Annotated in this window: 12 protein-coding genes; all 12 read left to right on the forward strand. The window is 70.2% G+C overall.

Annotated features, from left to right (window positions below; translation table 11 throughout):
• Positions 1-56: 56 nt before the first annotated feature.
• Entirely contained in the window at positions 57-1,061 is a 1,005-nt protein-coding gene (locus ADK64_RS23615; RefSeq protein ID WP_053661856.1) for an aspartate carbamoyltransferase catalytic subunit, read from the forward strand.
• 5 nt (positions 1,062-1,066) lie between these two features.
• Complete coding sequence (locus ADK64_RS23620; protein ID WP_053661857.1) at positions 1,067-2,353, forward strand: dihydroorotase; 1,287 nt, start codon at positions 1,067-1,069, stop codon at positions 2,351-2,353.
• Complete coding sequence (locus tag ADK64_RS23625) at positions 2,350-2,910, forward strand: hypothetical protein (RefSeq protein ID WP_053661858.1); 561 nt, start codon at positions 2,350-2,352, stop codon at positions 2,908-2,910. Before ADK64_RS23620 ends, ADK64_RS23625 begins: the two co-directional genes overlap by 4 nt.
• The gene (gene carA / locus ADK64_RS23630) at positions 2,907-4,049 is read left to right on the forward strand and encodes a glutamine-hydrolyzing carbamoyl-phosphate synthase small subunit (protein ID WP_053661859.1); all 1,143 of its coding nucleotides are present in this window, start codon (positions 2,907-2,909) and stop codon (positions 4,047-4,049) included. The genes ADK64_RS23625 and carA overlap by 4 nt, the downstream gene beginning before the upstream one ends.
• Positions 4,042-7,350 (forward strand): carbamoyl-phosphate synthase large subunit, encoded by a 3,309-nt coding sequence (gene carB, locus ADK64_RS23635; protein WP_053661860.1) that lies wholly within the window; start codon positions 4,042-4,044, stop codon positions 7,348-7,350. Before carA ends, carB begins: the two co-directional genes overlap by 8 nt.
• A gap of 67 nt (positions 7,351-7,417) precedes the next feature.
• Entirely contained in the window at positions 7,418-8,524 is a 1,107-nt protein-coding gene (locus ADK64_RS23640; protein ID WP_053661861.1) for a quinone-dependent dihydroorotate dehydrogenase, read from the forward strand.
• Complete coding sequence (gene pyrF / locus ADK64_RS23645; protein WP_053661862.1) at positions 8,521-9,366, forward strand: orotidine-5'-phosphate decarboxylase; 846 nt, start codon at positions 8,521-8,523, stop codon at positions 9,364-9,366. The genes ADK64_RS23640 and pyrF overlap by 4 nt, the downstream gene beginning before the upstream one ends.
• A gap of 299 nt (positions 9,367-9,665) precedes the next feature.
• Positions 9,666-9,989 carry an integration host factor gene (locus ADK64_RS23650; protein WP_003977346.1) on the forward strand — a complete coding sequence of 108 codons (324 nt, stop codon included), beginning with the start codon at positions 9,666-9,668 and terminating at the stop codon, positions 9,987-9,989.
• Between the two features lie 60 nt (positions 9,990-10,049).
• Positions 10,050-10,607 (forward strand): guanylate kinase, encoded by a 558-nt coding sequence (gmk, locus tag ADK64_RS23655; protein ID WP_053661863.1) that lies wholly within the window; start codon positions 10,050-10,052, stop codon positions 10,605-10,607.
• Between the two features lie 78 nt (positions 10,608-10,685).
• On the forward strand, positions 10,686-10,958 hold the full coding sequence (gene rpoZ, locus ADK64_RS23660; protein WP_005319902.1) for a DNA-directed RNA polymerase subunit omega: 273 nt from the start codon (positions 10,686-10,688) through the stop codon (positions 10,956-10,958).
• Between the two features lie 117 nt (positions 10,959-11,075).
• Positions 11,076-12,275, forward strand: a complete 1,200-nt coding sequence (gene coaBC, locus ADK64_RS23665) for a bifunctional phosphopantothenoylcysteine decarboxylase/phosphopantothenate--cysteine ligase CoaBC (protein WP_053661864.1) — start codon at positions 11,076-11,078, stop codon at positions 12,273-12,275.
• A gap of 252 nt (positions 12,276-12,527) precedes the next feature.
• A partial coding sequence (gene metK / locus ADK64_RS23670) for a methionine adenosyltransferase (protein WP_053661865.1) occupies positions 12,528-13,313 on the forward strand: 786 nt, incomplete at its 3' end.

The following is a 13,313-nucleotide window of genomic DNA, read 5'->3' on the forward strand; positions in this document are numbered from 1 at the left end:
GCACGCACCTGTTCGCCCTGAATCTCCCGTTTTAACTGCCTTACGGAGCCTGACAGATGCAGCGTCATCTCATCTCGGCCGCCGACCTCGCACGCGACGACGCCGTCCTGATCCTCGACACCGCCGAGGAGATGGCCCGGGTCGCCGACCGGCCGATCAAGAAACTGCCGACCCTGCGCGGGCGCACGATCTGCAACCTCTTCTTCGAGGACTCGACCCGCACCCGGATCTCCTTCGAGGCCGCCGAGAAGCGCCTGTCCGCCGACGTCATCAACTTCGCGGCCAAGGGATCGAGCGTCTCCAAGGGTGAGTCCCTCAAGGACACCGCCCAGACGCTGGAGGCCATGGGCGTGGACGCCGTGGTCATCCGGCACAGCGCCTCCGGCGCCCCGTACCGCCTCGCCACCTCCGGCTGGATCGACGCCCCCGTCATCAACGCCGGCGACGGCACCCACCAGCACCCCACCCAGGCCCTGCTGGACGCCTTCACCATGCGCCGCCGGCTGGTCGGCCGGGACACCGGTCTCGGCAAGGACCTGTCCGGCAAGCGCATCACCCTCGTCGGCGACGTCCTGCACAGCCGGGTCGCCCGCTCCAACGTCGACCTGCTGCACACCCTCGGCGCCGAGGTCACCCTGGTCGCCCCGCCCACCCTGGTGCCGGTCGGCGTCGAGACCTGGCCCTGCGAGGTGTCGTACGACCTCGACAGCACCCTGCCCAAGTCCGACGCGGTGATGATGCTCCGCGTCCAGCGCGAGCGCATGAACGCCGCCTTCTTCCCGACCGAGCGCGAGTACTCGCGGCGCTACGGCCTGGACGGCGACCGCATGGCGAAGATGCCCGAGCACGCCATCGTGATGCACCCCGGCCCGATGGTCCGCGGTATGGAGATCACCGCCGAGGTCGCCGACTCCGAGCGCTGCACCGTCGTCGAGCAGGTCGCCAACGGCGTCTCCATCCGGATGGCCGTGCTGTACCTGCTGCTCGGCGGGGCCGTGTCCGACGCGAAGAACGTGCCTGCCGTCACCCCCACCCGCCCCACCGGTTCCGAGGAGAAGTAAGACCCATGAGCAAGATCCTGATCCGTGGTGCGAAGGTGCTCGGCGGTGAGCCGCAGGACGTGCTGATCGACGGTGAGGTCATCGCGGCCGTCGGCACGGAGCTGTCCGCCGAGGGCGCCGAGGTGGTCGAGGCCGGCGGCAAGGTGCTGCTGCCCGGCCTGGTCGACCTGCACACCCACCTGCGCGAGCCGGGCCGTGAGGACTCCGAGACCGTGCTGACGGGCACGCGCGCGGCGGCGAGCGGCGGCTACACGGCCGTCTTCGCCATGGCCAACACCTTCCCCGTCGCCGACACCGCCGGCGTCGTCGAGCAGGTCTACCGGCTCGGCCAGGAGCACGGCTACTGCGACGTGCAGCCCATCGGCGCCGTCACCGTCGGCCTGGAGGGCAGGAAGCTCGCCGAGCTGGGCGCCATGCACGAGTCGGCCGCCGGGGTCACCGTCTTCTCCGACGACGGCAAGTGCGTGGACGACGCGGTGATCATGCGCCGCGCCCTGGAGTACGTGAAGGCCTTCGGCGGTGTCGTCGCCCAGCACGCGCAGGAGCCGCGGCTGACCGAGGGCGCCCAGATGAACGAGGGCGTCGTCTCCGCCGAGCTGGGCCTCGGCGGCTGGCCCGCCGTCGCCGAGGAGTCGGTCATCGCGCGGGACGTGCTGCTCGCCGAGCACGTCGGCTCCCGCGTCCACATCTGCCACCTCTCGACCGCCGGCTCGGTGGAGATCGTCCGCTGGGCCAAGTCCCGCGGCATCGACGTCACCGCCGAGGTCACCCCGCACCACCTGCTCCTCACCGACGAGCTGGTGCGCACGTACAACCCCGTCTACAAGGTCAACCCGCCGCTGCGCACCGAGCGGGACGTGCACGCCCTGCGCGGGGCGCTCGCCGACGGCACGATCGACATCGTCGCCACCGACCACGCCCCGCACCCGCACGAGGACAAGGACTGCGAGTGGGCCGCGGCCGCCATGGGGATGGTGGGGCTGGAGACCGCGTTGTCAGTGGTCCAGGAGACCATGGTCGACACGGGCCTGCTGGACTGGGCCGGCGTCGCCGACCGCATGTCCTTCAAGCCCGCGCAGATCGGACAGGCCACCGGGCACGGCCGTCCCGTCTCGGCTGGTGAGCCCGCCAACCTCACCCTCGTCGACACGGAATACCGTGCCCAGGTGGACCCCGCGGGCTTCGCCTCGCGCAGCCGCAACACCCCCTACGAGGGGCGTGAGCTGCCGGGCCGTGTGACGCACACGTGGCTGCGGGGGAAGGCCACGCTCGTCGACGGGAAGCTCACGTGACACCTGTAATCCTGCTGGCCGAGGCCAAGAAGTCGGCCGACGTCACCGACTGGCCGGCCCGCATCGGCTGGCTCGTCGGACTCGTCCTGTTCATCGCGCTCGTCTACTGGCTGATGCGCGAGGGCTGGAAGTGGCGCGGCACGCTCCAGGGCGACCTGCCGAAGCCGCCCAGCGCGCCGGAGGAGACCGGCCCGGCGAAACTGAACCTGAGCGGCCGCTACCACGGCTCCACCACCGCCGGGCAGTGGCTGGACCGCATCGTGGCCCACGGCCTGGGCACCCGCAGCCGGGCCGAGCTCACGCTGACGGAGCAGGGCCTGGAGGTCGAGCGCCCCGGAGCGAGCGACTTCTTCGTCCCCGCCGCCGCGCTGCGCGGGGCCCGGCTGGACAAGGGCATCGCCGGCAAGGTCCTGCCCGAGGGCGGCCTGCTGGTGGTGACCTGGGCGCTCGGCGACAAGCTGATCGACTCCGGATTCCGCTCCGATCACGCGGCCGAGCACCCCGAATGGGTGGACACCCTGAACGACATGATCAACGACACGGAAGGCGCACGATGACCACCTCCACCAGGGGAGCCGCGAAGGTTCCCGCCGTACTCGTCCTGGAGGACGGCCGCGCCTTCCGCGGCCGCGCCTACGGGGCCGTGGGGGAGACCTTCGGCGAGGCCGTGTTCTCCACCGGCATGACCGGCTACCAGGAAACCCTGACCGACCCGTCGTACGACCGTCAGATCGTCGTCGCGACGGCCCCGCAGATCGGCAACACCGGCTGGAACGACGAGGACGACGAGTCGAGCCGCATCTGGGTCTCCGGCTACGTCGTGCGCGACCCCGCGCGCGTGCCGTCCAACTGGCGCGCCAAGCGCTCCCTGGACGACGAGCTGGTCGCGCAGGACGTGGTCGGCATCTGCGGGATCGACACCCGCGCCCTCACCCGCCACCTGCGCGAGCGCGGCTCCATGCGCGCCGGCATCTTCTCCGGCGACGCCATCGCCACCGAGCCGGAGCTGCTCGCGCGCGTCCAGGCCCAGCCGCACATGAAGGGCGCGAGCCTCTACGAGGAGGTCGCCACCAAGGAGACCTACGTCGTCGCGGCCATCGGCGAGAAGAAGTTCACCGTCGCCGCGATCGACCTCGGCATCAAGGGCATGACCCCGCACCGCATGGCCGAGCGCGGGATCGAGGTGCACGTCCTGCCCGCCACCGCCACGGCCGACGACGTCTACGCCGTGAACCCGGACGGCGTGTTCTTCTCCAACGGCCCCGGCGACCCGGCGACCGCCGACGGCCCGGTCGCGCTGATGACCGCCGTCCTTGAGCGCCGCACGCCGCTGTTCGGCATCTGCTTCGGCAACCAGATCCTCGGCCGGGCCCTCGGGTTCGGCACCTACAAGCTGAAGTACGGCCACCGGGGCATCAACCAGCCGGTCCAGGACCGTACGACCGGCAAGGTCGAGGTCACCGCGCACAACCACGGTTTCGCCGTGGACGCGCCGCTCGACCAGGTCAGCGAGACGAAGTTCGGCCGCGCCGAGGTCTCGCACGTCTGCCTGAACGACAACGTCGTGGAGGGGCTCCAGCTGCTCGACCAGCCGGCCTTCTCCGTCCAGTACCACCCCGAAGCGGCCGCGGGCCCGCACGACGCCGCCTACCTGTTCGACCGCTTCGTTTCCCTGATGGAGGGCCAGCGTGCCTAAGCGCACCGATATCCAGTCCGTCCTGGTCATCGGCTCCGGCCCGATCGTCATCGGCCAGGCCGCCGAGTTCGACTACTCCGGCACCCAGGCGTGCCGCATCCTGCGCGCCGAGGGCCTGCGGGTCGTCCTGGTGAACTCCAACCCGGCGACGATCATGACCGACCCGGAGATCGCCGACGCCACCTACGTCGAGCCGATCACCCCCGAGTTCGTCGAGAAGATCATCGCCAAGGAGCGCCCCGACGCCCTGCTGCCCACCCTGGGCGGTCAGACGGCCCTGAACACCGCGATCTCGCTGCACGAGAACGGTGTCCTGCAGAAGTACGGCGTGGAGCTGATCGGCGCCAAGCCCGAGGCCATCCACAAGGGCGAGGACCGCGAGCTGTTCAAGGGCGTGGTCGAGGCCGTCCACGCCAAGATCGGCCACGGCGAGTCCGCCCGCTCGGTCATCTGCCACTCCATGGACGACGTCCTGGCGGGCGTCGAGACGCTCGGCGGCTACCCGGTCGTCGTACGCCCGTCCTTCACCATGGGCGGCGCCGGCTCCGGCTTCGCGCACGACGAGGAAGAGCTGCGCCGCATCGCGGGCCAGGGCCTCACCCTCTCCCCGACCACCGAGGTGCTCCTGGAGGAGTCCATCCTCGGCTGGAAGGAGTACGAGCTGGAGCTGATGCGCGACAAGCACGACAACGTCGTGGTCGTCTGCTCCATCGAGAACTTCGACCCGATGGGCGTGCACACCGGTGACTCGATCACCGTCGCGCCCGCGATGACGCTGACCGACCGCGAGTACCAGATCCTGCGCGACATCGGCATCGCCGTCATCCGCGAGGTCGGGGTGGACACGGGCGGCTGCAACATCCAGTTCGCGGTGAATCCCGAGGACGGTCGGGTGATCGTCATCGAGATGAACCCGCGCGTGTCGCGGTCCTCGGCGCTCGCCTCCAAGGCGACCGGCTTCCCGATCGCGAAGATCGCCGCCAAGCTGGCCGTGGGCTACACCCTGGACGAGATCCCGAACGACATCACGCAGGAGACCCCGGCCTCCTTCGAGCCCACGCTCGACTATGTGGTCGTCAAGGCCCCCCGCTTCGCGTTCGAGAAGTTCCCGCAGGCCGACTCCACGCTGACCACCACCATGAAGTCGGTCGGCGAGGCCATGGCGATCGGCCGCAACTTCACCGAGGCGTTCCAGAAGGCGCTGCGCTCGCTGGAGAAGAAGGGCTCGCAGTTCACCTTCGTCGGCGAGGTGGGCGACAAGGACGCGCTGCTGCGCGAGGCCGTACGGCCCACCGACGGCCGGATCAACACGGTCATGCAGGCCATCCGCGCGGGCGCCACGCCCGAGGAGGTCTTCGAGTACACGAAGATCGACCCGTGGTTCGTGGACCAGCTCTTCCTGATCAAGGAGATCGCCGACGAGCTGGCCGAGGCTTCGGAGCTGACGGCTGAGCTGCTGGCCGAGGCGAAGCGGCACGGCTTCTCCGACCAGCAGATCGGCGAGATCCGCGGCCTGCGCGAGGACGTGGTCCGCGAGGTCCGCCACACCCTGGGTATCCGCCCGGTCTACAAGACGGTCGACACCTGCGCGGCGGAGTTCGCGGCGAAGACGCCGTACTTCTACTCCTCCTACGACGAGGAGACCGAGGTCGCGCCGCGCGAGAAGCCGGCCGTCATCATCCTGGGTTCGGGACCGAACCGCATCGGCCAGGGCATCGAGTTCGACTACTCCTGTGTCCACGCCTCCTTCGCGCTGAGCGACGCGGGCTACGAGACCGTGATGGTCAACTGCAACCCGGAGACCGTCTCCACGGACTACGACACCTCCGACCGCCTGTACTTCGAGCCGCTGACCCTCGAGGACGTCCTGGAGATCGTCCACGCGGAGTCCCTCGCGGGCCCGGTGGCCGGTGTGATCGTGCAGCTGGGCGGCCAGACCCCGCTCGGCCTGTCCCAGGCGCTGAAGGACAACGGCGTAAAGGTCGTGGGCACGTCCCCCGAGGCCATCCACGCCGCCGAGGACCGCGGAGCCTTCGGCCGCGTCCTGGCCGAGGCGAACCTGCCCGCCCCCAAGCACGGCACGGCCACGACCTTCGAAGAGGCGAAGGCCATCGCCGACGAGATCGGCTACCCGGTCCTCGTCCGGCCCTCCTACGTCCTCGGCGGTCGCGGCATGGAGATCGTCTACGACGAGACCCGCCTCGCCTCCTACATCGCCGAGTCGACCGAGATCAGCCCGTCCCGCCCGGTCCTCGTCGACCGCTTCCTGGACGACGCGATCGAGATCGACGTCGACGCCCTCTACGACGGCGAGGAGCTGTACCTCGGCGGCGTCATGGAGCACATCGAGGAGGCCGGCATCCACTCCGGCGACTCGGCGTGCGCCCTGCCCCCGATCACCCTCGGCGGCTTCGACATCAAGCGCCTGCGCGCCTCCACCGAGGCCATCGCGCGCGGTGTCGGCGTACGCGGCCTGATCAACATCCAGTTCGCGATGGCGGGTGACATCCTCTACGTCCTGGAGGCCAACCCGCGTGCCTCCCGCACCGTCCCCTTCACCTCGAAGGCGACCGCGGTGCCGCTGGCGAAGGCCGCCGCCCGTATCTCGCTGGGCGCGACCATCGCCGAGCTGCGCGCCGAGGGCCTGCTCCCGGCGAACGGCGACGGCGGCGAGCTGCCGCTGGACGCGCCGATCTCCGTCAAGGAGGCCGTCATGCCCTGGTCCCGCTTCCGGGACATCCAGGGGCGCGGTGTGGACACCGTCCTCGGCCCGGAGATGCGCTCCACCGGCGAGGTCATGGGCATCGACTCCGTCTTCGGCACGGCGTACGCCAAGTCGCAGGCGGGCGCCTACGGCCCGCTGCCCACCAAGGGCCGCGCGTTCATCTCGGTCGCCAACCGCGACAAGCGGTCGATGATCTTCCCGGCCCGCGAGCTGGTCGCCCACGGCTTCGAGCTGATGGCCACCTCGGGCACGGCCGAGGTCCTCAAGCGCAACGGCATCAACGCCACCGTCGTGCGCAAGCAGTCCGAGGGCACCGGTCCGGGCGGCGAGAAGACCATCGTCCAGCTGATCCACGACGGCGAGGTCGACCTCATCGTCAACACCCCGTACGGCACCGGCGGCCGCCTCGACGGCTACGACATCCGCACGGCGGCGGTGGCGCGGTCGGTGCCGTGCCTGACGACGGTCCAGGCGCTCGCCGCCGCCGTACAGGGCATCGACGCGCTCAACCACGGCGACGTAGGCGTCCGTTCGCTCCAGGAACACGCGGAACACCTGACCGCGGCCCGCGACTAGCAGCCCTGAGGGGGACACCGGAAACGGTGTCCCCCTCTGTATGAGGACCCCTGAGGACTTTTCCGAGATGTACAAGCTCTTCTTCCGTCTGGTTTTCAAGCGGATGGACGCCGAGAAGGCCCACCACCTGGCCTTCCGCTGGATCCGTCTGGCCGTCCGCATCCCCGTGCTGCGCACCTTCGTCGCCGCCGCCCTCGCCCCCCGCTACAAGGAACTGCGCACCGAGGCCTTCGGGCTGCGTATGCACGGCCCCTTCGGGCTCGCCGCCGGCTTCGACAAGAACGCCGTCGCCGTCGACGGCATGTCGATGCTGGGCTTCGACCACGTCGAGATCGGCACGGTGACGGGGGAGCCGCAGCCCGGCAACCCCAAGAAGCGGCTGTTCCGCCTTGTCGCGGACCGTGCGCTGATCAACCGCATGGGCTTCAACAACGACGGCTCGCTGGCCGTGGCGGCCCGCCTGGCCACGCGCCGGCCGGTGTTCAGGACCGTCGTGGGCGTCAACATCGGCAAGACCAAGGTCGTCCCGGAGGCGGAGGCCGTCGGCGACTACGTGAAGTCCGCCGAGCGGCTCGCGCCCTACGCCGACTACCTGGTCGTCAACGTCTCCTCGCCGAACACGCCCGGCCTGCGCAACCTCCAGGCCACCGAGGCGCTGCGCCCGCTGCTGACCGCCGTCCGCGAGGCCGCCGACCGTACGGTCGCGAACCGGCGTGTCCCGCTGCTGGTGAAGATCGCCCCGGACCTCGCCGACGAGGACGTCGACGCCGTCGCCGACCTGGCCGTGGAGCTGGGCCTGGACGGCATCATCGCCACCAACACCACCATCGCGCGCGAGGGCCTCGGCCTGCGGTCCGAGCCGTCGATCGTGAAGGAGACCGGCGGCCTGTCCGGCGCTCCGCTCAAGGCGCGCTCCCTGGAGGTCCTGCGCCGCCTGTACGCGCGCGTGGGCGACCGGATCACCCTGGTGGGCGTCGGCGGCATCGAGACCGCCGAGGACGCCTGGCAGCGCATCCTGGCCGGTGCCACGCTGGTCCAGGGCTACAGCGCCTTCATCTACGAGGGCCCGTTCTGGTCCCGCACGCTCCACAAGGGGCTCGCCGCGCGCCTGCGCACCAGCCCCTACGCCACCCTCGCCGACGCGATCGGCGCCGACGTGAGGAAGCCCGCATGACCTCGTACGAGCCCTTCGGCGCCCGGCTGCGCCGCGCCATGGACGAGCGCGGCCCGCTGTGCGTCGGCATCGACCCGCACGCCTCCCTGCTCGCCGAGTGGGGCCTGAACGACGACGTGGCCGGTCTGGAGCGGTTCAGCCGCACGGTCGTCGAGGCCGTGGCCGACCGGGTCGCCGTCATGAAGCCGCAGAGCGCCTTCTTCGAGCGGTTCGGCTCGCGCGGTGTCGCCGTGCTGGAGACGATCGTCCGGGAGGCGCGCGCGGCCGGCACCCTGGTCGTGATGGACGCCAAGCGCGGCGACATCGGCTCGACCATGGCCGGGTACGCGGAGGCCTACCTGCACAAGGACGCCCCGCTCTTCTGCGACGCCCTGACCGTCTCGCCGTACCTCGGCTACGGCTCGCTCAGCCCGGCCGTCGCGCTCGCCCGGGAGAGCGGTGCCGGCCTGTTCGTGCTGGCGCTGACCTCGAACCCGGAGGGCCCCGAGGTGCAGCACGCGGTCCGTGCCGACGGCCGCAGCGTGGGCGCGACCATGCTGGCCCACCTGGCCGCCGAGAACGCGGGCGAGGAGCCGTTGGGTTCCTTCGGCGCCGTCGTCGGTGCCACGGTCGGTGACCTGTCGTCGTACGACCTCGGGATCAACGGCCCGCTCCTCGCGCCCGGCGTCGGGGCGCAGGGGGCGACGCCTGCCGACCTTCCGAAGGTCTTCGGGTCGGCGCTGCGCAACGTCGTGCCGAACGTCAGCCGGGGTGTTCTGCGTCACGGTCCCGACGTCACGGCCCTGCGGGCGGCCGCCGAGCGCTTCGCCGGGGAGATTCAGGCCGTCGTCGCGGGTCACTGAGTCCTCCGGCGTGCGCCCGGGCGGGCGGCGGCCCGACGACTTGAGTGTGAATACATCCTCAAATCGGGGGCATTATGTCTGAAATGTCCGGCCTGACGGAGGCTGACCAGGACTTTTCCGCTGTTCTCGCTGACTCTGGCGGACTTGCCCGCTAGTCTCCGAGCAGTGGGGGCACCTCCCACGCCCTTCAGGCAGTGGGGGAGAACGGGCAGCGTGTTGCTCGTAGCTCCCCAGGTGTGGGGCGACTAGGTTCCTCACCGGTCCGTATCCGACAGTTCGACATCCGAGGTGACGTAGGCGTGGCTCTTCCGCCCCTTACCCCTGAACAGCGCGCAGCCGCGCTCGAAAAGGCCGCCGCGGCTCGCCGGGAGCGGGCCGAGGTCAAGAATCGACTCAAGCACTCCGGCGCCTCCCTGCACGAGGTCATCAAGCAGGGCCAGGAGAACGACGTCATCGGCAAGATGAAGGTCTCCGCGCTGCTCGAGTCGCTGCCCGGCGTGGGCAAGGTCCGCGCCAAGCAGATCATGGAGCGTCTGGGCATCTCCGAGAGCCGCCGTGTGCGGGGTCTCGGTTCCAACCAGATCGCTTCCCTGGAGCGTGAGTTCGGCAGCACCGGTTCCTGAGTCCGTCTCGCGACGGGCCGGGAGTCCCGGGCACTCCGGGATTGCTGGAATAATCGCTGCATGAGTGAACGTCCGCGGCTGACCGTGCTCTCCGGCCCCTCGGGGGTCGGCAAGAGCACGGTCGTCGCCCATATGCGCAAGGAACACCCCGAGGTCTGGCTCTCGGTGTCGGCCACCACCCGTAGGCCGCGCCCCGGTGAGCAGCACGGAGTCCACTACTTCTTCGTCACCGACGATGAGATGGACAAGCTGATCGCCAACGGCGAGCTGCTGGAGTGGGCCGAGTTCGCCGGGAACCGCTACGGCACGCCCCGCGCGGCCGTGCTGGAGCGCCTGGAGAACGGCGAGCCCGTTCTGCTGGAGATCGACCTCCAGGGGGCCAGGCAGGTCCGGGAGTCGATGTCCGACGCCCAGCTGGTGTTCCTGGCTCCGCCCTCCTGGGAGGAGCTGGTGCGTAGGCTGACCGGCCGGGGCACCGAGCCGCCCGAGGTCATCGAGCGCCGCCTGGAGGCGGCCAGGACCGAGCTGGCGGCCGAGCCGGAGTTCGACGTGACCTTGGTCAACACCTCCGTCGAGGACGTGGCGCGCGAGCTGCTAGCCTTGGTGGACGTTGTGTGATCGTCCCTAGTGAGTGCGACTGCTCTCAGTGACCGGTCGCGGCAACTGAATTCTTTCCCATCCATCGGAAGGTAGAGCGTGTCCTCTTCCATCACCGCGCCCGAGGGCATCATCAACCCGCCGATCGACGAGTTGCTTGAGGCCACCGATTCGAAGTACAGCCTCGTGATCTACGCGGCCAAGCGTGCCCGTCAGATCAACGCGTACTACTCGCAGCTCGGTGAGGGCCTCCTCGAGTACGTCGGTCCGCTCGTCGACACCCACGTCCACGAGAAGCCGCTCTCGATCGCCCTGCGTGAGATCAACGCGGGTCTGCTGACCTCCGAGGCCATCGAGGGCCCGGCGCAGTAGTACTTTCAGATCGCGGTTGACTTATCCACAGGCCCGGCAGCCGACTGCCGGGCCTGTGGTGTCTCATGGGTGTGCCAGGTTTTGGGTGTGCCAGGTTTTCGAGTCCGGGGAGAGACGGTGGACAAGCCGAAGGTCGTTCTGGGGGTAAGCGGCGGGATCGCGGCGTACAAGGCGTGCGAGCTGCTGCGCAGGCTGACGGAGTCGAGTCATGACGTACGCGTCGTCCCCACCGCCTCCGCGCTGCACTTCGTCGGCGCCGCGACCTGGTCCGCCCTGTCGGGCAACGCCGTCTCGGCGGAGGTCTGGGACGACGTCCACGAGGTCCCGCACGTCCGCATCGGCCAGGGCGCCGACCTCGTCGTCGTCGCGCCCGCCACGGCCGACATGCTGGCCAAGGCGGCCCACGGCATCGCCGACGACCTGCTGACCAACACGCTGCTGACCGCGCGCTGCCCGGTCGTCTTCGCGCCCGCCATGCACACCGAGATGTGGGAGCACCCGGCCACACAGGAGAACGTGGCCACGCTGCGCAGGCGTGGCGCCGTCGTCATCGAGCCCGCCGTCGGCCGGCTCACCGGTGCCGACTCCGGCAAGGGCCGGCTGCCGGACCCGGCCGAGATCTTCGAGGTCTGCCGCCGGGTGCTGGCCCGCGGCACCGCCGAGCCCGACCTCGAGGGCCGGCATGTCGTCGTCTCCGCCGGTGGCACCCGCGAGCCGCTCGACCCGGTCCGCTTCCTCGGCAACCGCTCCTCCGGCAAGCAGGGCTACGCCCTCGCGCGCACCGCCGCCGCCCGCGGCGCCCGCGTCACGCTGATCGCGGCCAACACCGGCCTGCCCGACCCGGCCGGAGTGGACGTCGTCCCGGTCGGCACGGCCGTCCAGCTGCGCGAGGCCGTCCTGAAGGCCGCGGCGGACGCCGACGCGGTCGTCATGGCCGCCGCCGTCGCCGACTTCCGCCCCGCGGTCTACGCCGCCGGGAAGATCAAGAAGAAGGACGGCCAGGAGCCCGCCCCGATCGTCCTGGTGCGGAATCCGGACATTCTCGCGGAGGTTTCCGCCGATCGTGCCCGGCCCGGACAGGTGATCGTCGGCTTCGCCGCCGAGACCGACGACGTGCTCGCCAACGGCCGCACCAAGCTCGCCCGAAAAGGCTGTGACCTGCTCGTGGTCAACGAGGTGGGGGAGCGCAAGACCTTCGGTTCCGAGGAGAACGAGGCTGTTGTGCTGGGCGCCGACGGCAGCGAGACCCCCGTACCGCACGGACCCAAGGAAGCCCTGGCCGACACCGTCTGGGACTTGGTCGCGCGGCGCCTGTGAGACCTGGCGCGCCCTCGCGGACTGCCGCCGGGGGCGCGCACGTGGCCCGCTCAATTCGCGTGTGGCGCCCCTGGCCAACGTCGCCCGGCATTGTGCAGAATGCCCGTGCCGCAGGTCACAGCGCTCCCGAGAGGCGAGACGGTGGCCCACGAAACGAGCGCGACCGATAAACTGTTCAGGTCGGCACCGGGCGCAGCCCTCGTGCCGACAGCAAATGATCAGCCAGCAGCCGCTGCAACCACAGGGAGCGTTGTGTCCCGTCGCCTGTTCACCTCGGAGTCCGTGACCGAGGGTCACCCCGACAAGATCGCTGACCAGATCAGCGACACCATTCTCGACGCGCTCCTGCGCGAGGACCCGACCTCCCGGGTCGCCGTCGAGACGCTGATCACCACCGGCCTGGTGCACGTGGCCGGCGAGGTCACGACCAAGGCCTACGCGGACATCGCGACGCTCGTCCGCGGAAAGATCCTGGAGATCGGCTACGACTCCTCCAAGAAGGGCTTCGACGGCGCCTCCTGCGGTGTGTCCGTGTCCATCGGCGCGCAGTCCCCGGACATCGCGCAGGGCGTCGACACGGCGTACGAGTCCCGGGTCGAGGGCGACGACGACGAGCTCGACAAGCAGGGCGCCGGCGACCAGGGCCTGATGTTCGGCTACGCCTCCGACGAGACGCCGACCCTCATGCCGCTGCCGATCTTCCTGGCGCACCGGCTGTCCAAGCGCCTGTCCGAGGTCCGCAAGAACGGCACCATCCCCTACCTGCGCCCGGACGGCAAGACGCAGGTCACCATCGAGTACGACGGCGACAAGGCCGTCCGTCTCGACACGGTCGTCGTCTCCTCGCAGCACGCCTCCGACATCGACCTGGAGTCGCTGCTCGCTCCCGACATCCGCGAGTTCGTCGTGGAGCCCGAGCTGAAGGCCCTGCTGGACGAGGGCATCAAGCTGGACACCGAGGGGTACCGGCTGCTGGTCAACCCGACCGGCCGTTTCGAGATCGGCGGCCCGATGGGCGACGCCGGCCTGACCGGCCGC

This window comes from Streptomyces sp. MMG1121 (assembly GCF_001280015.1).
Lineage (GTDB): Bacteria > Actinomycetota > Actinomycetes > Streptomycetales > Streptomycetaceae > Streptomyces.